Genomic DNA, 19,009 nt, shown 5'->3' on the forward strand with positions numbered 1-19,009 from the left:
CCTCGACGTAGGCTGCACCCATGACCGAGCTACCCGGCTGGGCGCGCAGCCTGGACCTGTCGCCGCACCCGGAGGGTGGGTGGTTCCGCGAGACCTGGCGCAGCGATCTGACCATCGCGCAGTCCTCGCTGCCGTCCGACTACACCGGACCTCGCGACGCCGGGACCGCAATCCTGTTCCTGCTCATGCCCGGTCAGCAGTCGGCGTGGCACACGGTGCGCAGCGCCGAGATGTGGCTGTTCCATCGCGGGAGTCCGCTGCTGTTGGAGATCGGCCGGGAGCGCGAGGATGCGTCGACGCTGCTGCTGGGCAGTGACCTCGACGCCGGCGAGCACCCCCAGCTGCTCGTCCCCCCGGGACACTGGCAGCGCGCGACGCCGCGGGACGACGAGCCGACGCTCGTCAGCTGCGTGGTGGTGCCGGGCTTCGACTTCGCCGACTTCGCGCTGCACGCACCTACCGACTGAGCAGGTCCACCGCGGCCGCGACCAGCGCGGCGTTGTCCGGCGCGACCGACCCGTCGGGCAGGTGCAGCGTGTCCTCCATGCCGATGCGGGTCTGCAGGCCTCGGGTGCCGGCGTGTTGCACCAGCGGCCAACAACTCTCGTCGAGGCCGTGCAGCAGGACCGGCGCCGGCGAGTTCGCCGCGTGCACCCGGGCGAGCACGTCGTCGGCCACCGCGACGTCGTCGTGACCCCGAAGCTCGATCATCACGCGCATGGCGTGCTCGACCATCTCCGACTCCGCCCAGGACGCGACGGCGTCGGCGTGGAACAGGCCGACCTCGACGCCGAGCCCCTTGTCGCGCAGGACGCGGGACAGCTCCGGCGATCCCGGTTCGTGCCAGTTGAGCGACGCGAAGTCGGGCAGCACGGTCCAGCCCTCCACCGCGCGGCGCCGGGCCTCCGGATCGGGGAGCGCCCAGAATCCCGTCGTCACGCCGAGCGGCAGGCCGGGGATGGCCGTCCGCACGGCCTCGACGGCGGCGGCCACGACGTCGGGTTCGAGCGAGTCCCTGCCGTCCGGCGTCTTGGGGTGCAGGTGCACGGCCTTGGCGCCGGCCTCGTGCGCCCGCACTGCCGCCTCGGCGAGCTGGGTGGGCGTGACGGGCAGGCCGGGATGCTGATCCGGCGTGCGCGCCCCGTTGATGCACGCCTTGACGTAGACGTCGGCGTCGGGCGGCATCAGGCGAAGACGCTCTTGAAGTTGTTCAGCGACTCCTGGATGTCACTCTTCAGCGCCGCGGCGACCATCATGCCGATCGGCCCGAACAGTGCCGGACCGCCGAGGTGCACGTCGAAGGTGACCGTCGATTCCCCGGGCTGCTTCTCGGCGGGCTTGATCTTGCCGATGAGCTTCACCTTGACGCCGCCCTTGCCGTTGCCGTTGAGCGTCATCGACTCCGGCGGCTTCCAGTTGACGATCGTCCAGTCGATCCGGTTGGGCATGCCCTTGACCTCCATGATGGAGGCGATCTCGGTCCCCTTGCCGAGCGTCTCGGGCAGCTTGCTGCGCCAGACCCGGTGGATCGTCAGCCATTCCTTGTAGCGGGACAGGTCGGACGCCGCCTCCCATGCCCGTTCCGGGGGCAGGGGGACGTCGACCGATACGGAGAGCTTCGCCACGGACTACCTGCCGGGCCTAGGAGACGGGCGGGGCCGTCGGCGGCTCGTTGGCCGGCGGGGTCTGCCTGGGCTGCTGCGACGGCGGCACCTGACCGGGGCCCTGCGGACCGGCCTGGTCGCGGGCGGCCTTCTTGGCCGCCTGCTGCACCTTGTCCACCTGCGAGGTGTACTTGCCCTGCGTCTTCTTGTCGACGACGTCGCCGACCTTGTCTATCGCGGTGTCCACCTTGTCGGCGTTCTTCGACACCAGGTCCTTGACCTTGTCCAAAAATCCCATGCGACCACCCTATCGCCGTGGGTCAGTCCGCCGTCCGCCACAGCCGACGAGGTTCACCGATCACCCGGCCCTGAACCCACCACGTCACCTCGATCAGCGCGGCCGCGATCATGCCGATGAGCAGCGCCGTCGTCGTGGTCCGCACGTTCGACGGGTCGAGCAGGAAGAGGTCACGGGCGAGCGGAATCGAGAAGATCGCCACGTATGCGAGTCCCGAAGCCGTCACCAACGCCACGCGCCACCACTCGTAGGGCCGCGCCACGACCGCGAGCACCCAGACGGCGCCCACCAGCAACGTCATCAGTGCCGCCGTCGACGCCTGGGTCTGTTCGACGGCCGTCGCCGCCCGCCCCTGGTAGGCCAGCAGGTATGACGTGAAGGTCGCGACGCCGACCACGATCCCGCTCGGCAGTGCCGACGTCATGACCCGCCGGACGAATCCCGGATGCGCCCGCTCGGCGTTGGGTGCCAGCGACAGGATGAACGCGGGGATGCCGATGGTGAACCACGCCGCGATCGTCACGTGGATCGGCTGGAACGGGAACGGCAGCGGATCGGTGCCGAAGACCTTCGAGGCGAGCCCCGCGATGCCGACCGCCACGGCCAGCAGCACCGAGTACACCGTCTTGGTGAGGAACAGGTTCGAGACGCGCTCGATGTTGCCGATCACCCGGCGCCCCTCGGCCACCACGTACGGCAGGGTGGCGAACCTGTTGTCCAGCAGCACGATCTGCGCCACCGCACGCGACGCGGACGACCCCGACCCCATCGCGACACCGATGTCGGCGTCCTTGAGCGCCAGCACGTCGTTGACGCCGTCGCCGGTCATCGCGACGGTGTGCCCGCGCGACTGCAGCGCGTGCACCATCGCGCGCTTCTGGTCGGGGCGCACCCGCCCGAAGGTGGTGTAGTCCTCGAGCGTCCGGGCCAGTTCGTCCGGCTCGGCGGGCAGCTTGCGCGCGTCCAGGGCGTCGCCGTGCAGGCCCAGCGTGCCCGCCACGGCACCGACCGAGACGGCGTTGTCGCCGCTGATCACCTTGACCGTGACCTTCTGCGCCGCGAAGTACTCGAGGGTCTCGCGCGCATCCGGGCGGACCCGCTGCTCGAGGACCACCAGGGCGACGGGCGTGACGACGCCGGGTGCGTCGGGTGCGTTCACCGGGCGGTCCGACGCGCCGAGCAGCAGCACCCGCAACCCCTGCGCGCCGATGCGCTCGGCGTCCTCGGCGTGGGTGCTCGCCGGATCGAGCAGCACGTCGGGCGCGCCGATCACCCAGTTGCCGTGCTCGCCGTAGGACGTGCCGCTCCACTTGGTGGCCGACTTGAACGGCGCGGTCGCCGTCGACGTCCAGCCCGGGGACTCCGGGTAGGCCTCGGCGATGGCCTGCATGCTGGCGTTGGGGTGGGCGTCGTCGGCGGCCAACTGCGCCAACACGTCTGCGGGTGGATCATCGGCGAGCGCCCTGCACTCCGAGAGCCGCATGCCGTTCTCGGTCAGCGTGCCGGTCTTGTCGGCGCACACCACGTCGACGCGGGCCAGTCCCTCGATGGCCGGCAGTTCCTGCACCAGACACTGCCGCCGTCCGAGCCGGACGACGCCCACCGCGAACGCGATCGACGTCATCAGCACCAGACCCTCGGGCACCATCGGCACCAGCGCACCGACCATGCGCAGCACCGACTCCCGCCAACCGGCGTCGGTGGTGAACAGCTGGGTGTAGATGATCAGCAGCCCGGCGGGGACCAGCAGGTAGGTGATGAACTGGAGGATCCTGTTGATGCCGCTGCGCAGTTCGGACTTCACCAGCGTGAACTTGCTGGCCTCCTCGGCGAGCTTCGCGGCGTAGGCCTCGCGACCCACCCTGGTCGCCCGGTAGGCGCCGCCGCCCGCCACCACGAAGCTGCCCGACATGACGTGGTCGCCAGCGCCCTTGACGATGGGGTCGGCCTCGCCGGTGAGCAGCGACTCGTCGACCTCGAGGTCGGCGGCCTCGAGAACGTCGCCGTCGACCACGATCTGGTCGCCCGGACCGAGTTCGATCACGTCGTCGAGCACCACCTCGCTGGGCGGCAGCGCGCTGGTCCCCGACCGGCGGCGCACCGTCGGCCTGGCCTGCCCGACGATCGCGAGTTCGTCCAGTGTCCGCTTGGCGCGCAACTCCTGGATGATGCCGATCGCGCTGTTCGCGACGATCAGCATGCCGAACAGCCCGTTGATCAGCGACCCCGTCGACAGCACGATGAGGAACAGCACGCCGAGGATCGCGTTGATGCGCGTGAAGACGTTGGCGCGCCAGATCTCCGACACGCTGCGCGCGGCGCGGGCGGGGACGTCGTTGGTCTTGCCCTCGGCGACGCGCCGCGTCACCTCGTCGTCGGAGAGGCCGACGACGGTGCCGCTAGGCACGGGTGAAGACCCCGAGGCCGTCCTCGTCCCAGTACTCGAGGTTGAGGGTCTTGCCGTCGAACGTCGCCGTCGTCAGACTGCCCGGATTGGAGTTCTCCGACACGAAGCTCACCGAGAACACGTTGCCGTCCCAATGCTTGAGCGGCACGGTGAACTTCGGGCCCAGCGCAAGCCGAAGACCTCCGTCCACCTCGGTGATCCTGGCCGATCCGTACACCGGGTTGGCGTAGTCACCGACATAGGTCGCCAGTGGAGCAGGTGGCGCCGGATTCGCGGGCGGCTGCTTGCCCACGAGCGACCCCTCCGGCTCCTCCATCCCCAAGAACGCGTCATGGTAGGGCTTCCACCAGTCCTCGCGAACCTCGCCGTACTGCACCAGGTCGGCGAACTCGGCGGTCAGCGTCTCGGGAGCACCGGACGGCGTCGCGTTGGTCAGCACGACGATTGCGACGTCGGCTGCCGGCAGGAAGAGGACGTTGGTCGCCGCCCCGAGTTCGAAGGCGCCGGAGTGGCTGAACTGCTGCCGACCGGTCGACGTCGTACTGACGTTGAACCCGTACCCGTAGAAGCCCGACCGCATCGCAGGCACGCTGCCGCGATCCGAGACGATCTGCGGCGTCACCGCGGGCAGCAGTGCGGCCGGGTCGACGACCTGCTTGCCCTCGTAGGTCCCGTTGCCGAGCACCATGGTCATCCAGCGCGTCATGTCGTTGACCGAGCTGCTCGCCCCGCCCGCCGGTGACTGGGCCTGCGCGTCGCGCACGTAGTCGGGCGCGTACCTGTCACCGAGGTGGATGTGTCCGAGGGCACGGTTCTGCCTGGTCGCATAGGCGTCGAACCGTGAACTCGTCGACGCCATCCCGAGCGGCTGGTACAGCACCTCCTGACTGAGGTCCTCCCAGGACTTGCCCGCCCCCGCCGCGACTGCCTCTGCACCACTGGTGAAGCCGAAGTTGGTGTAGGCGTACGAGGTACGGAATGGGGCGAGCGGGAAATCGCGCAGCCTGTCCAGGACGTACTGCCGGTCGTAACCGGCTTCCTCCATCAGATCGCCCGCGTGGTCCGGCAGACCGGAACGGTGTGCGAGCATGTCGCCGACGGTGACCATCCTCGTCACTGCCGGATCGGCGAGGGCGAAACGGGGCAGCTTCTCGACGATCGGGGTGTCCCAGTCGATCGCCTTCTGCCCCACCTGGTGAGCGACGACGGTCGCGGTCAACGACTTCGAGACCGACGCCAATTGGAAAACGGTGTCGGGATCGACGCGGTTCTGCGCATCGTCCGGGGGCCTGCGATTGTCCTTGACGCCGAACCCCTTGGCGTACACCGTCTTTCCACCATGCACGACCGCTACCGCCATGCCCGGCAGACCGGACTTCCGCATCAGGTCGTCGGCGAGCCCGTCCAACTTTCCGACGGCGTTCTCGACGGCGTTCTCCGGCAACGGCATCGCCGGGACCAGCGGCGGTGGAACCTCGGAGACCGAGGAGGTCGGCGGCGGGGCGGACGTCGCGGTGGTCTCGGCCTGCTGGGTCGACGAGCCGCAGCCCGCGACGAGCACGAGGGCGGCCGAAAGCACGGTGAGCCGGCGGATCAAGATCGCGTGATGCACAGGTGCACGCTATCCGGTCAGGCTCGCCACCATGGGTCCAACGACGCGTCCGTCACCCTCTCGACACGCTGGCCGGGCCGCGGCACCGCGATCGGCACACCGTGCGTTCCCGCCGCGGTCACCAGCCGTTCCACCGGTTCGGACCACGGGTGGGGAGCCAGCCGGAACGTCGCCCAGTGGATCGGCACCAGCAACCCACCGTCGGTCACGTCGCAGTGCGCCCGCACGGCGTCCTCGGGATTCATGTGGATGTCCGGCCACCCGGGGTGATAGGCGCCGATCGGCATCAGCGTGAGGTCGAACGGGCCGTGCTCGGACCCGATGTCGCCGAAGATCGTGCCGTAGCCGGTGTCACCGCCGAAGAAGGCCCGGTGGCGGGGACCGATCAGCGCCCACGACGACCACAGCGTGACGTCGCGGTTCACGAAGCGCCCGGAGAAGTGCCGCGCGGGCGTGCACACCAGGGTGAGGTCGCCGAGCGTCGCGCTCTCGTTCCAGTCGAGTTCGACGATCCGTTCCTCGGGGATGCGCCAGGTACGCAGGTGCGCGCCGATGCCGAGCGGGACGAAGAACGTCGACCGCTGGGTGTTGGCCAGCTGCTTGATGGTGTCGACGTCGAGGTGGTCGTAGTGGTCGTGGCTGATGATCACCGCGTCGATGGCGGGCAGCGACTCGAGCGGCGCGGGCACGGGATGCAGGCGGTGGGGCCCGACGACCTGCGACGGCGAGCAGCGGTCGCTCCACACCGGGTCGGCGAGGATGCGGTAGCCGTCGACCTCGATGACCGCCGACGAGTGGCCGAACCACGTGACGGCGAGATCGGCGGCGGGGACGTCCGCGGCGGGCGTGACGAGCGGCACCGGCGACGGCGGCCGCTGGACCGCTCCGTTGCTGACCACGTCGCGCAGCAGCATGAACTGCTCCTGGCGGGTCAGGCTGGTCTCGGATGCGGGCTCGAGGTTGACGAAGACGCCGTCGTGGTAGTTCGGGGACCGCTTCGCGACGGCGCCGATCTCGACCGGTGAGGCGCCGAGCGCCGACGGGGCGCCCTGCAGAGCGCGCAGCGCCCACCCGCCGCCGACGATGGCCGCCGTGCCGCCGATCAGCCGTACCGCCTCGCGCATCATCTAGGCGCCCGTGAAGTTCGGGGGACGCTTCTCCAGGCGCGCGACCTGCGCCTCGATGATGTCGCTGCTCTTCCACGCCCGGTCGAACAGCTCCTTGTGGGAGGGCCAGGCCTCCTCGTAGGCACCGTCGTCGTTGAGCACGCGCTTGGCGTGCTGCAGGGCCAGCGGCGCGAATCCGGCGACCTCGTGGGCCCACGCCTGCGCGTCGGCCAGGGTGCCGATGCGGTTGGCCATGCCGGTCAGCAGCGCGTCCTCGGAGGTGAGGCGTTCGGCGGCCATCAGCATGCCGCGGGCGCGACCCGCCCCGACCAGTGACGTCAGCCGGCGGATGCTCCAGTTGTCCAGTGCGATGCCGTATTTCGCGACCGGGAACTGGAAGTAGGCCTCGGGGGCGACGACGCGCAGATCGCAGATCATCGAGAGGATCACGCCGGCGCCGATCGCCGGCCCGTTGATCGCACCGATGACGGTGATGGGCGCCTGGTCGATCGCGATGTTCAGCGCCCGGGCCTTGTCCGGCAGCTCGTCGGCGACGCCCTGCCCGCCGGAGAGGTCGGCGCCCGAGCTGAAGACGTGGCCGCCGCCGGTCAGGACGATCGCGCGGACGTCCTCGCCGGCGGCCTTCTCGATCACCTCGCGCAGTCCGTCGACCAGTTCGCTGTTGAGCGCGTTACGCCGCTCGGGGCGCTGCATCTCGAGGGTCAGTACGGCGCCGTCGCGGGTCACACCAATCATGGCGACCAGACTATAGATAGCCTTTCGGGGGTGAGCCGGATAGGCGCGAGGGCGCTGCGCGACGCCGTGTTGGACGAGGGCTCGTTCCGCAGCTGGGACGCCACGCCGCTGGCCGTGCCCACCGGCGACGACTACCGGCGCGAGCTGGACGAGGCCGCTGCCAAGACCGGGCTCGACGAGTCGGTGCTCACCGGCGAGGGCACCGTGCACGGCCGTCGCATCGCCGTCGTGGCCTGCGAGTTCGACTTCCTGGCGGGGTCGATCGGAGTGGCGGCCGCCGAACGCATCACCACCGCCGTCGAGCGGGCGACGGCCGAGGGTTTGCCGTTGGTGGCGTCGCCCTCGTCCGGCGGGACGCGGATGCAGGAGGGCACCGTCGCGTTCCTCCAGATGGTCAAGATCACCGCCGCGGTGGAGCTGCACAAGCAGGCGCACCTGCCGTACCTGGTGTACCTGCGCCATCCGACGACGGGCGGCGTGTTCGCCTCCTGGGGATCGCTCGGGCACGTCACGGCCGCCGAGCCGGGCGCGCTGATCGGGTTCCTCGGGCCGCGCGTCTACGAGCACCTCTACGGCGAGCCCTTCCCCTCCGGCGTGCAGACCGCCGAGAACCTCGACCGGCACGGCGTCATCGACGGCGTGGTCCCGCTCGAACTGCTGCGCTCGACGCTGCACCGCGCGCTGACGGTCATGGTGGACGCGCCGGGCCCGCTGCCCGCGCCGCCGCCGGCCGAGGCCGTGCCGGACGTGCCCGCCTGGGATTCGGTGGAGGCGTCGCGGCGGCCGGACCGGCCGGGTGTGCGGTATCTGCTCGAACACGGGACCACCGAGCGCGTGCTGCTGTCGGGCACCGGCGGCCAGGGCGAGGCCGCGACGACGCTGCTCGCGCTGGCCCGCTTCGGTGGGCAGCCGGCGGTCGTGGTCGGGCAGCAGCGGGGCCGCGGTGGCGGGCTCGTGGGTCCGCGGGCGTTGCGGGAGGCCCGGCGCGGCATGGGCCTGGCGGTGAGTCTGCGGCTGCCGCTGGTGCTGGTGATCGACACGGTGGGGCCCGCGCTGTCGACCGAGGCAGAGGAGGGCGGACTCGCCGGCGAGATCGCGCTCTGTCTGGCCGAACTCGTCACGCTCGACACGCCGACGGTGTCGATCCTGCTGGGCCAGGGCAGCGGCGGGCCGGCGCTGGCGATGGTGCCGGCCGACCGGGTGCTCGCGGCGCTGCACGGCTGGCTCGCGCCGCTGCCTCCGGAGGGTGCGAGCGCCATCGTCTACCGCGACGTCCTGCACGCCCCGGATCTGGCTGCGGCGCAGGGCATCCGGTCGGCAGACCTGCTGCGGAACGGGATCGTCGACGCCATCGTGCCCGAGCACACCGACGCCGCGGACACGCCGTCGGAGTTCACCGGCCGACTCACGGCGACGGTGGCCCACGAGCTGAGCGCGTTGCGCGCCGTGCCCGCCGAGCAGCGCTACGCCTCGCGCCTGGCGCGATACCGGCGGATGGGTGTGCCGTCGTAGGCGCTCGGGCTTGCTCCGAGTCTCAGCGCTGAGGTCTGCGGCGGTACAGGACGGCGGGCCTGCCCCGGCCGCGCGTCACCGGCGGCTCCGCCGTTTCCTCGACGAAGTCGTCCATCGCGCGCCGGAAGTTGTCTCGCTGCAGCTGTTCTCCGGCGACTGCTTCGTGCGCCCACTGGAGTTCCCGCATGGTGAACGTGTCCCCGAGCAGTCCGGCCGGATCCGCTGACCGTTCGTATCTTGGCCGCAGGAACTCGACCGCTTCCTTGATGATCAGCGGGTGGTCCCACGGCAGGTCCTGCGGATCGTCCACGGCGACCAGGCGGGTGGTGTCGGCGAACCTCTCCGCCAACTGCTCCTGCCTGACCACGTCGAGATGCGCGACCGACAGCACCCACCCTCGGTCGTCGCGGCCACCGGCGTCGAACACCTTCAACTGTTGCGGGTTCAGTCCCTCGACGCCGGCCTTCTCCCGTAGGGCGACCTTCACCGCGTCGACGAGCAGCTCGCGCTCGCGCAGTATCCGGCCCGGCAGCCCCCACGTCGTGGGCGTGCCGCGGTACACCTGCAGGACCTGCAGCTGGCGTCCGGTGTCGTCGAGCGTCAGTACCGCGACGTCCACCGCAACCGAGGGCTTCGGATACTTCTGCAGGTCGCTCAGCTGGGGTTCTTGCTCATCGGGCATAGAACTGTCGGCTCCCTGGTTATAGTCGACAACGAATTAGAGCGGATCCGCTCAAATTCCGAACGGAGGGGGAACACCATGGAGTTGACCACAGCACAGTTGGATCGGGCGGTCGGCGTACTGCTGGCGACCGCGGCGGGTGACGCACTGGGGGCGCCGTACGAGTTCCAGCCGCCCCGCGGCCCCGAACTCGAGGTCGCCATGGTGGGTGGCGGCGCCTTCGGGTGGAAGCCCGGCGAGTGGACCGACGACACGTCGATGGCGATCGCCATCGCCGAGGTCGCCGCGACGGGCGCGGACCTGCGGGACGAAGCGGCCCAGACGGCGATCGTGCAGCGCTGGTTCGACTGGTCGCGCACCGCGACCGACGTGGGCAACCAGACGCGCAGCGTGCTCGGCGAGACGGGACGCCGCGGCATCTCCGCGGCCACCGCTCTGGACGTGTCGCAAAATCTGCACGAGCGCACCGGCCACACCGCGGGCAACGGCTCGCTGATGCGGACCGCACCCGTCGCTCTCGCGTTCCTCGACGACGAGGACGCGCTGGCCGAGGCGGCACGCGCCATCAGCGCCCTGACCCACTTCGATCCCGACGCCGTCGACGCCTGCATGCTCTGGTGCCTGGCGATCCGGCACGCGGTGCTGACCGCCGAACTCGACGTGCGCGTCGGGATGGACCGGCTGCCCGCCGACCGCCGCGCGGTGTGGGCCGAGCGGCTGGACGTCGCGGAGAAGTCCACTCCGTCGTCCTTCCACAGCAACGGGTGGGTGGTCGAGGCGTTGCAGGCCGCCTGGTCCGCGATCGCGAACACCCCGGTGCCGGTGGACGATCCGGAGGCCGGCGTCTTCGCCGCCGACCATCTGCGGCTGGCGCTCGACGCCGCGGTGCGGTCGGGCAACGACACCGACACGGTGGCGGCCATCGCGGGCGGACTGCTCGGTGCGCGATGGGGCGCGTCGGCGGTGCCCGGGACGTGGCGCAGGCTGCTGAGGGGTTGGCCCGAGCTGCGCACCCGGGGACTGGTGCGGCTCGCGACGCGGATCGTGGGCGCCGAGGGCGAGTTCCCGCGTCCCGAGCCGAAACTCGTCGTCGTGCCGCATCCGTACGACGACGGCGTGTGGCTGGGCAATGCGACGGCCCTGCTGCAGCTGCCGCCTGCGGTCGACGCGATCGTCTCGCTGTGCCGGGTCCACGACGACGACCTGCCGGCCGGCGTCGAGCAGATCGACGTCCGGCTCATCGACCAGACCGGCCGGGACGCCAACCAGCACCTCGACTTCGTGCTGCTCGACACCGTCCGGCTGGTCGAGGAGTTGCGGGCGCGGGGCCGGACCGTACTGGTGCACTGCCACGGCGCGTACAGCCGGACGCCGACCGTGGGCGCGCTCTACGGCGCCCGCCATCGCGCGGTGAGCGGCAGGACGGCGCTCGGGGACGTGCTCGCCGCGCTGCCGCACGCCAACCCCAACAGCGCCTTCCGCGCCGCCATCGACAGGCTCGAGCCGTGACGCCCTAGTCGGCGGGACTGGTGGCATCCTGGGACCGGTGGATGCCCTGCTGAACTTCGCCGGCAACTTCTGGTGGCTGATCTTCCCGCTCGGCGGCGTGATCGGCGGCGGCGTCAAAGCCGTGACCGCCGCCAACGAGCGCCGTGCGGAGCGACGCCTCGAGCGCTACCGGATCAAGCAGGAGACGAAGGTCGCGGTCGCCGAGGCGTCGGGGCGCGGGCGGGTCGACGCCGCGGCGGCCCGGCGTGAACTGGCCCGCCTGACGGCGAAACACGCCGAGACCGACCAGCGGTGGCTCGACTACGAATTGGACGTGGCGAAGCTGCTCGACTTCCCGCTGATGACCGACATGCGGGATCCCCTGACGGCCGCGTTCCACCGGGCCCGCAGCCGGGCGGACCTGCTGCGGCCCGAGGACGTGGACGACGTCGTCGGAGACCGGGACGCTCAGCTCGAGTACCGGGACGCGGTGCACGACTACGCGACGGCGTTCGACGTGGCCGAGGCGGAGGCCGTGCGTCGTCGCCGCAGCGACTTCTCCAGTGCCGACAGTGCGCGCCTCGATCGGGCGCAGGCGCTGCTTCGGGTCGCCTCGGATGCCGGGGCCACCGCGCAGGAGCGGCGGAACGCCTACGGGCGGGCGCAGCGCGAACTCGACGGGCTGATCGTGCTGCCGGCCGTCACGCGGCTCGCGCTGGAGCGGAGGGTCGCAGGGGAGTTGGAGGCGTAGTACCCGGGTGCACGGGTCGGGGCTGGGTTGGCCGGGGCTGGATTGCTCGGCGGCGGCCAGGACGGACGGTGTGTGTCGAGTGCCCGCCTCTGAGCGACAACTCGCGACAATCGGGGGTCGATGCACCACTGCCGCCAACGCATGGCGCCACGATGTCCGGTGACGCCGAACGTCAGCCAGCGACGCGATCCGTCGCGTAGCGCTGCACGGTCGGACCGAGCCAACCGATGAGTTCCGCACGGTCCATCGCGACGATCGGCGGCAGGCGAAGGACGAAGCGGCACAGCGCCATCCCGAGGATCTGCGTTGCGATCAGGCCGGCCCGGCGCGGTGCGTCGTCGGCCGCGAAGGCGACCATCGCGGGCATCAGCTGGCGGGCGAAGATGTCCGTCATGCGCTGCGCGGCATCGGCATTGGTGGTCGCCGACCGGAGCAGCATGACCAATGCCTCGTCGCCTTCCCACCGGTCGAGGAAGTGGGACACCATCGTGGCGCCGAGGTCCGCGTGGTCGACGTCGGACAGGTCCGGGAACCGCAGGTCGAACTCCGCGGCGGCGGCGAACAACTGCTCCTTGCTCCCGAAGTACCGCATCACCATCGAGGGGTCGATGGCCGCGTCGGCCGCGATGGCACGGATGGTCGTGGCCTCGTAGCCCGACTCCGCGAAGCGTTCCCGCGCCGCCGCGAGGATCACCGCCTTGGTGCCGTCGGCTTTGCGTCCCATGCCCGCCACTTTATGCCAACACCTGTTGACTTTTTGACGTCGGCGCGCGCATGATCAGAAAGTCAACAACCGTTGGCAAAACTGAGGAGGCAGCCGTGACCGACGTCGACGTCCTGATCGTGGGAGCCGGGCCCACCGGCCTCACCCTGGCCGCATCACTGCTGCACGACGGCATCGGGGTGCTGCTCGTCGGCCGCCAGGCGGAGGGCGCCAACACCTCCCGCGCCGCCGCGGTCAACGCCCGCACACTCGAGGTGCTCGAGCGCATCGACGTGACCCGCCGCCTGGTCGAGGAGGGCATCGCGGCACCACGCTTCAGCATCCGCGACGGCGACACCGTGCTGGTGCCCATCGACTTCGGCGGCCTCGACACCGACTATCCCTACACACTCCTCATCCCGCAGAGCGCCACCGAGCGACTGCTTCTCGAGCGGGTCCGCGAACTGGGTGGCGACGTGGTTCGCGGCGCGGCGCTGGTCGACTTCGGCGAGGACCACGACGGCGTGACCGCCACCTTCGACGACGGCGACGTCGTCCACGCCCGGTATCTCGTCGGCACCGACGGCATGCACAGCACCGTCCGCGAACGGGCCGGGATCGCATTCGACGGATCCACCTACGAGCAGGAGTTCGTCCTCGCCGATGCGGTCCTCCGCGGCGCCACACCCGACGACACGCCCACCGACGAGGTCCGGCTGTTCTGGGCACGCGAGGGCCTCACCGTCGTGGCACCCCTGCCCGACGGCACCTTCCGGATCGTGGCGCCCGTCGACGACGCCCCCGCGCGCCCGGACGTCCGCTTCGTCCAGCACCTGCTCGACGGCCGCGGGCCCGGCGGGATCACGTCGTCGACGTCACGTGGGGATCCCGCTTCCGCGTGCACCATCGCGTCGCCGACACCTACCGCAGGGGCCGGGTCCTGCTGGCGGGCGACGCCGCCCACGTGCACAGCCCGGCCGGGGGCCAGGGGATGAACCTGGGCATCCAGGACGCGGTCGCACTCGGCGACGCGCTCGTCCGGGTGCTGCGCGGCGGGCCGGACTCGCTGCTCGACGAGTACGCCGACAGCCGACGCCCCATCGCCCTGCAGGTGATCGAGCTGACCGATCGGCTGACCCGCCTCGCGACGCTGCCGGGGGCGTTGCGGCCCGTGCGCAACGTCGCACTCCGGACCATCGGCCGCATCCCCGCCGTACGGAATGGGCTCGCGTCGCGCCTGTCGGGTCTCGTCCACCGCTGAGGGTGCGTGCTGGCAAACTGTGCCGATGCAGACGATCGAGGCCGACTACGTCGTCGTGGGCGCCGGTGCGATGGGCATGGCCTTCGCCGACACGATCATCACCGAGACCGACGCGACCGTGATCATCGTCGACCGCAACGACCAGCCCGGCGGGCACTGGCTCAGCGCGTACCCGTACGTCCGGCTGCACCAGCCGTCCGCGTACTACGGCGTCAACTCCCGCACCCTCGGCACCGACTCGATCGACGCCAGCGGCTGGAACGAGGGGTTCTTCGAACTGGCCGGCGGCAGCGAGGTGGTGTCCTACTACGACACCGTCATGCGCCAGCACCTGCTGCCCAGCGGCCGCGTGAGGTACCTGCCCATGAGCGAGTTCGCCGGCACCGACGGCGACCGCACCGGCGTGGTCCGCACGCTCGGCGGCGAGGACGTCCGGGTGACCGCGACCAGGCGCATCGTCGACGCCACCTACCTCAGCGTGATCGTCCCGTCGATGCGGCCGCCGGCCTACGCGGTCGCCGACGGCGTCACCTGCATACCGCCCAACGGTCTGCCGAAGCAGTCCGCCTACGACCAGTACGTCGTGGTCGGCGCGGGCAAGACGTCGATGGACACCTGCCTGTGGCTGCTCCGCCACGGCATCGGGCCCGAGCGCATCACCTGGATCAAGCCCCGCGACTCCTGGCTGCTCGACCGCGCCGCCGTACAACCGGGCATGCAGTTCGCCCGCCGCGTCCTGGCCGACTTCTCCGCGCAGTCCCGCGCCATCAAGAAGGCCACCTCCGTCGACGACCTCTACCTGCAACTCGAGGCCTTCGGCTGCCTGCTGCGCATCGACCAGGACGTCGTGCCCACGATGTACCGCTGCGCGATCGTCTCGCAGCACGAACTCGAGAAGCTCCGCACGATCACGAACGTCGTCCGGATGGGCTACGTCGACTCGATCGAGCCGGGCCGGGTCACGCTGACCGAGGGCACCATCGACACCGCGCCGAACACGCTGTACCTCGACTGCACCGGCGACGGCATCGGCCAGCGGGACCCCACCCCGGTCTTCTCCCCCGGCGCCATCACGCTGCAGTCGGTGCGCACGTGCCAGCCCGCGTTCAGCGCCGCGGTCATCGCGCGCGTCGAGACCATGGACGCCGACGACGGGGCGAAGAACCACTACTGCCAACCGGTTCCGCACCCCACCAAGCCGATCGACTGGCTCACCATGACCGTGGCCTTCAACCACAACCAGCTGGTCTGGTTCACCGACCCCGACCTGATGCAGTGGCTCAACCGCGCCCGCCTCAACGCCGTCAGCCACATGCAGACCGACGACGCGGAGGCCGAGAAGGGCGCCGCCATGATCGCGCCGCGTCTGCGCGCCGCCAACGACAAGCTGGCCGAGCTACTCGCCTGACAGCCCGAGGATCTCGACGCTGCGCTCGCGCATCTCGACCTTGCGGACCTTGCCGGTGACCGTCATCGGGAACTCGTCGACGACGTGCACGTAGCGCGGGATCTTGTAGTGCGCCAGACGTTCCCGGGCGAAGTCGCGCACCGCCGCCGCGTCGAGCGCGGTCCGGCCGGGCCGCATCCGGATCCAGGCGCAGATCTCCTCGCCGTACTTCGCGTCCGGCACCCCGATCACCTGCGCGTCCTCCACGTCGGGATGGGTGTAGAGGAACTCCTCGATCTCCCGCGGATAGACGTTCTCGCCGCCGCGGATCACCATGTCCTTGATCCGCCCGACGACGTTGCAGTACCCGTCGTCGCGCATCACGGCCAGGTCGCCGGTGTGCATCCACCCGTCGGGATCGATGGCGGCAGAGGTCTTCTCGGGATCGTTCCAGTAGCCGAGCATCACCGAGTAGCCGCGCGTGCAGAACTCGCCGGGCTCACCGCGGGGCACGGTCTCGCCGGTCTCGGGGTCGACGACCTTGATCTCGACGTGCGGATGCGCCCGCCCGATCGACGACGTCCGGCGCTCGAGGTCGTCGGTCATGCGCGTCTGGCACGACACCGGCGACGTCTCCGTCATGCCGTACGCGATCGCCACCTCCGACATGTGCATGTCCTCGACGCAGTGCTTCATCACCTCCACCGGGCACACCGCGCCGGCCATGATGCCCGTGCGCAGCGACGACAGGTCCCGCTCGGCGAACTCCGGATGCGACTGCATCGCGATGAACATCGTCGGCACGCCGTAGACGCCGGTGCACCGCTCCGCCTCGACCGCGGCGAGCGTCAGCCCGGGATCGAAGCCCGGCGCGGGGATCACCATCGTGGTGCCGTGACTGGTGCAGCCCAGGTTGCCCATCACCATGCCGAAGCAGTGATAGAACGGCACCGGGATGCACAGCCGGTCGTCGGGACCCAGCCCGATCAACTCGGTGGTGAAGTACCCGTTGTTGAGGATGTTGCGGTGCGACAGCGTCGCGCCCTTCGGGAAGCCCGTCGTCCCCGACGTGTACTGGATGTTGATCGGGTCGGTGTTGCTCAGACCCGTCATCCGCGCGGCCAGGTCGTCCGGCGACACGTCGGCGGCGTTGCCGCGCAACCGTTCCCAGTCGTCGGTCCCGAGGAACACCACGTCGGTCAGCGCGGGCGCCTCGCCGCGCACCTCCGCGACCATCGCCACGTAGTCCGACGACTTGAAGTCCTGAGCGGCGACCAGCATGCGCGTCCCGGACTGGTTCAGCACGTACGCCAGCTCGTGGGTGCGGTACGCCGGGTTGACGTTGACGAGGATGGCGCCGATCTTCGCCAGCGCGTACTGCACGATGGTCCACTCCGCGCGGTTCGGCGCCCACAGGCCGACGCGGTCCCCTGTCGCGATGCCGCGGCACATCAAACCGCGTGCCACCACGTCGATCTCGGCGTTCAGCTCGGCGTAGGTGTAGCGCAGGCCCTGCGCGACGTCGACGAGCGCGTCAACGTCCGGATGGGCCGCGACGATCCGCTCCAGGTTCGCGCCGATCGTCTCCTCGAGGATCGGTACGTCGGTCGGACCGGCGTCGTAGGACTGCATGTCGATCCCCCGTTGCTCCGCTCGCCCCGTCACAGCAGGTCCTCGTAACGGTGCTCGGTGTCGATCGGCGTGCCCGACCGATGCGCCTCATCCTCCCGCGTCCGCAACTCGACGCGGCGGATCTTGCCCGAGATGGTCTTGGGCAGTTCGTAGAACTCGACGCGACGAACCTTGAGGTACGGCGCGAGGTGGTCGCGGGCGTACTCCATGATCTCCCTGGCGGTGCCGGCGTCGGCACTCCACCCGTCGGCCAGTGCCACGTACGCCTTGGGCACCGACAACCGCGTCTCGTCCGGCTGCGGCACCACTGCTGCCTCCACGACCGCGGGATGCTCGATCAGCACGCTCTCCAGCTCGAACGGCGACACCTTGTAGTCGGACGACTTGAACACGTCGTCGGTGCGGCCGATGTAGGTGATGTAGCCATCCGCGTCGCGGCTCGCCACGTCGCCGGTGTGGTAGTAGCCGTTCGCCATCACGTGCGCGTTGCGCTCCGGGTCGCCGAGGTACCCCGTCATCAGATTGACCGGCGCCGCAGCGAGATCCAGGCAGATCTCGCCCTCGTCGGCGAGGTCACCGCTGACCGGGTCCACCAGCACCACGGGCACGCCCGGCATCGGCCGGCCCATCGATCCCGCCTTGACGGGCTGGCCCGGGGTGTTGCCGACCTGCAGCGTCGTCTCGGTCTGCCCGAATCCGTCGCGGATCGTCAGACCCCACGCCTTCTCCACCCGCGCGATCACGTCGGGGTTCAACGGCTCCCCCGCGCCGAGGATCTCGCGCAGCGCCTCCGGGCGTTCACCGAGGTCGGCCTGGATCAGCATGCGCCACACCGTCGGTGGCGCGCAGAACGTCGTGACGCCGGTGCGGCGGAGCTGTCCGAGCAGGTCTGCGGCGGAGAACCGGGCGTAGTCGAACACGAAGATCGTCGCCTCGGCGATCCACGGCGCGAAGAAGCAGCTCCATGCGTGCTTCGCCCAGCCCGGCGAGCTGATTGCCAGGTGTACGTCCCCCGGTCGCGCGCCGATCCACGCCATCGTCGACAGATGCCCGACCGGATAGGACACCTGCGAGTGTTCGACAAGCTTGGGCCGGCTCGTGGTGCCGGACGTGAAGTAGACCAGCAGCGGATCGTCGACGGCGCTGCACGCGCCGAACGGACCGGCGGACTCCACCTCGTCGGCGTCGGCGTACGAGTGCCACCCGGCGACGGGCGCGCCGACGACGATCCGGGCGTAGTCACCGGGGACGTCGTCGAACTTCGACGTGTCGGCCGCGTTCGCGACGACGTAGCCGGCGTTGCCTCGTGAGATCCGGTCGGTCAGGTCGGCGGACCCGAGCGCACCCGTCGTCGGCATGATGACCGCGCCGAGCTTGGCGACCGCGAGCATCGCCTCCCACAGCTCGACCTGGTTGCCGAGCATCAGGATCACGCGGTCGCCCTTGCCGACGCCCAGGCTCGCCAGCCACGTCGCGACCCGGTCGGACCGCTCCGCCATCTCGGCGAACGTCACCTTCCGCTCGCTGCCGTCCTGCGCAACGATCCACAGCGCGAGCCGGTCGGCCGATGCCGGGTCGCGGGCGACGACGTCGAACCAGTCGGTCGCCCAGTTGAAGGTGCCTTCGATCGTCGGCCAGGCGAAGGTCTGCACGGCCGTGTCGTAGTCGCCGATCACGGCCACCAGGTGATCGCGGGCGGCGCGATAGCGATCCGTGTTGGTCGTCATGGTGACCAGTCTCCATGCGATCCTGCTGTGAGATCGCGATTCCCGAAGGTTTCGCGATCTCCCAGCAGGATCGGCGGGGGTTC

The 19,009-nt window shown here is 70.4% G+C and carries 18 protein-coding genes; 7 read left to right on the top strand and 11 right to left on the bottom strand.

The genetic code is table 11. The features are described from left to right. Positions 1 to 20: 20 nt before the first annotated feature. Positions 21 to 467: a cupin domain-containing protein gene (locus AC1MEY_RS17545; protein ID WP_480226719.1), complete on the top strand. Its 447-nt coding sequence runs from the start codon at positions 21 to 23 to the stop codon at positions 465 to 467. Here AC1MEY_RS17545 and AC1MEY_RS17550 read toward each other — a convergent pair. From AC1MEY_RS17550 to AC1MEY_RS17580, 7 genes are read right to left on the bottom strand one after another with little or no spacing between them, the layout of a single operon-like run. Continuing rightward, a complete protein-coding gene (locus AC1MEY_RS17550; protein ID WP_480226720.1) occupies positions 457 to 1,185 on the bottom strand; it encodes a 3-keto-5-aminohexanoate cleavage protein in 729 nt (242 codons plus the stop codon). The two genes, AC1MEY_RS17545 and AC1MEY_RS17550, sit on opposite strands and share 11 nt — an antisense overlap. Further along, entirely contained in the window at positions 1,185 to 1,625 is a 441-nt protein-coding gene (locus tag AC1MEY_RS17555; protein ID WP_480226721.1) for a type II toxin-antitoxin system Rv0910 family toxin, read from the bottom strand. The genes AC1MEY_RS17550 and AC1MEY_RS17555 overlap by 1 nt, the downstream gene beginning before the upstream one ends. Positions 1,626 to 1,641: 16 nt before the next feature. Further along, positions 1,642 to 1,902, bottom strand: coding sequence for an antitoxin (locus tag AC1MEY_RS17560; protein WP_480226722.1), 261 nt, complete (start codon positions 1,900 to 1,902; stop codon positions 1,642 to 1,644). A gap of 22 nt (positions 1,903 to 1,924) precedes the next feature. Next, positions 1,925 to 4,309 (bottom strand): HAD-IC family P-type ATPase, encoded by a 2,385-nt coding sequence (locus tag AC1MEY_RS17565; RefSeq protein ID WP_480226723.1) that lies wholly within the window; start codon positions 4,307 to 4,309, stop codon positions 1,925 to 1,927. Next, positions 4,302 to 5,921, bottom strand: coding sequence for a serine hydrolase (locus tag AC1MEY_RS17570; protein WP_480226724.1), 1,620 nt, complete (start codon positions 5,919 to 5,921; stop codon positions 4,302 to 4,304). Before AC1MEY_RS17570 ends, AC1MEY_RS17565 begins: the two co-directional genes overlap by 8 nt. A gap of 17 nt (positions 5,922 to 5,938) precedes the next feature. Continuing rightward, positions 5,939 to 7,048: an MBL fold metallo-hydrolase gene (locus tag AC1MEY_RS17575; protein ID WP_480226725.1), complete on the bottom strand. Its 1,110-nt coding sequence runs from the start codon at positions 7,046 to 7,048 to the stop codon at positions 5,939 to 5,941. Next, a complete protein-coding gene (locus AC1MEY_RS17580; protein ID WP_480226726.1) occupies positions 7,049 to 7,783 on the bottom strand; it encodes an enoyl-CoA hydratase in 735 nt (244 codons plus the stop codon). It abuts the gene before it with no gap. Positions 7,784 to 7,813: 30 nt separating this feature from the next. Between AC1MEY_RS17580 and AC1MEY_RS17585 the strand changes: the two genes are divergently transcribed. Next, a complete protein-coding gene (locus AC1MEY_RS17585) occupies positions 7,814 to 9,295 on the top strand; it encodes a carboxyl transferase domain-containing protein (protein WP_480226727.1) in 1,482 nt (493 codons plus the stop codon). 22 nt (positions 9,296 to 9,317) lie between these two features. Here the strand turns inward: AC1MEY_RS17585 and AC1MEY_RS17590 are convergent, their stop codons facing one another. Then, entirely contained in the window at positions 9,318 to 9,977 is a 660-nt protein-coding gene (locus AC1MEY_RS17590) for an NUDIX hydrolase (protein ID WP_480226728.1), read from the bottom strand. Positions 9,978 to 10,055: 78 nt separating this feature from the next. On the opposite strand from AC1MEY_RS17590, the gene AC1MEY_RS17595 reads away from it, so the two are divergent. After that, on the top strand, positions 10,056 to 11,486 hold the full coding sequence (locus AC1MEY_RS17595; protein ID WP_480226729.1) for an ADP-ribosylglycohydrolase family protein: 1,431 nt from the start codon (positions 10,056 to 10,058) through the stop codon (positions 11,484 to 11,486). A gap of 37 nt (positions 11,487 to 11,523) precedes the next feature. Beyond that, positions 11,524 to 12,216, top strand: a complete 693-nt coding sequence (locus AC1MEY_RS17600; protein ID WP_480226730.1) for a hypothetical protein — start codon at positions 11,524 to 11,526, stop codon at positions 12,214 to 12,216. Between the two features lie 172 nt (positions 12,217 to 12,388). Here the strand turns inward: AC1MEY_RS17600 and AC1MEY_RS17605 are convergent, their stop codons facing one another. Beyond that, complete coding sequence (locus AC1MEY_RS17605; RefSeq protein ID WP_480226731.1) at positions 12,389 to 12,940, bottom strand: TetR/AcrR family transcriptional regulator; 552 nt, start codon at positions 12,938 to 12,940, stop codon at positions 12,389 to 12,391. Between the two features lie 95 nt (positions 12,941 to 13,035). On the opposite strand from AC1MEY_RS17605, the gene AC1MEY_RS17610 reads away from it, so the two are divergent. Genes AC1MEY_RS17610 through AC1MEY_RS17620 form a run of 3 tightly spaced genes read left to right on the top strand, consistent with a single transcriptional unit; the run spans position 13,036 to position 15,588 of the window. Continuing rightward, complete coding sequence (locus AC1MEY_RS17610; protein ID WP_480226732.1) at positions 13,036 to 13,914, top strand: FAD-dependent oxidoreductase; 879 nt, start codon at positions 13,036 to 13,038, stop codon at positions 13,912 to 13,914. Next, entirely contained in the window at positions 13,818 to 14,180 is a 363-nt protein-coding gene (locus AC1MEY_RS17615) for an FAD-dependent oxidoreductase (protein WP_480226733.1), read from the top strand. Before AC1MEY_RS17610 ends, AC1MEY_RS17615 begins: the two co-directional genes overlap by 97 nt. Before the next feature lie 25 nt (positions 14,181 to 14,205). Further along, positions 14,206 to 15,588 (top strand): NAD(P)-binding protein, encoded by a 1,383-nt coding sequence (locus tag AC1MEY_RS17620; protein ID WP_480226734.1) that lies wholly within the window; start codon positions 14,206 to 14,208, stop codon positions 15,586 to 15,588. Here the strand turns inward: AC1MEY_RS17620 and AC1MEY_RS17625 are convergent. After that, positions 15,577 to 17,199: an AMP-binding protein gene (locus AC1MEY_RS17625; protein WP_480231542.1), complete on the bottom strand. Its 1,623-nt coding sequence runs from the start codon at positions 17,197 to 17,199 to the stop codon at positions 15,577 to 15,579. The genes AC1MEY_RS17620 and AC1MEY_RS17625 overlap by 12 nt on opposite strands. 29 nt (positions 17,200 to 17,228) lie before the next feature. Continuing rightward, a complete protein-coding gene (locus AC1MEY_RS17630; protein WP_480226735.1) occupies positions 17,229 to 18,926 on the bottom strand; it encodes an AMP-binding protein in 1,698 nt (565 codons plus the stop codon). Positions 18,927 to 19,009 lie beyond the last annotated feature (83 nt).

It is taken from the genome of Mycobacterium sp. PTI7 (assembly GCF_056679845.1).

Bases quoted from the DNA above. Each gene is read 5' to 3' on its own strand.
- AC1MEY_RS17545 (WP_480226719.1), top strand. From the start codon at position 21: ATGACCGAGCTACCCGGCTGGGCGCGCAGCCTGGACCTGTCGCCGCAC.
- AC1MEY_RS17580 (WP_480226726.1), bottom strand. From the start codon at position 7,783: ATGATTGGTGTGACCCGCGACGGCGCCGTACTGACCCTCGAGATGCAG.
- AC1MEY_RS17605 (WP_480226731.1), bottom strand. From the start codon at position 12,940: ATGGGACGCAAAGCCGACGGCACCAAGGCGGTGATCCTCGCGGCGGCG.
- AC1MEY_RS17560 (WP_480226722.1), bottom strand. From the start codon at position 1,902: ATGGGATTTTTGGACAAGGTCAAGGACCTGGTGTCGAAGAACGCCGAC.
- AC1MEY_RS17625 (WP_480231542.1), bottom strand. From the start codon at position 17,199: ATGCAGTCCTACGACGCCGGTCCGACCGACGTACCGATCCTCGAGGAG.
- AC1MEY_RS17575 (WP_480226725.1), bottom strand. From the start codon at position 7,048: ATGATGCGCGAGGCGGTACGGCTGATCGGCGGCACGGCGGCCATCGTC.
- AC1MEY_RS17550 (WP_480226720.1), bottom strand. From the start codon at position 1,185: ATGCCGCCCGACGCCGACGTCTACGTCAAGGCGTGCATCAACGGGGCG.
- AC1MEY_RS17630 (WP_480226735.1), bottom strand. From the start codon at position 18,926: ATGACGACCAACACGGATCGCTATCGCGCCGCCCGCGATCACCTGGTG.
- AC1MEY_RS17595 (WP_480226729.1), top strand. From the start codon at position 10,056: ATGGAGTTGACCACAGCACAGTTGGATCGGGCGGTCGGCGTACTGCTG.
- AC1MEY_RS17620 (WP_480226734.1), top strand. From the start codon at position 14,206: ATGCAGACGATCGAGGCCGACTACGTCGTCGTGGGCGCCGGTGCGATG.
- AC1MEY_RS17590 (WP_480226728.1), bottom strand. From the start codon at position 9,977: ATGCCCGATGAGCAAGAACCCCAGCTGAGCGACCTGCAGAAGTATCCG.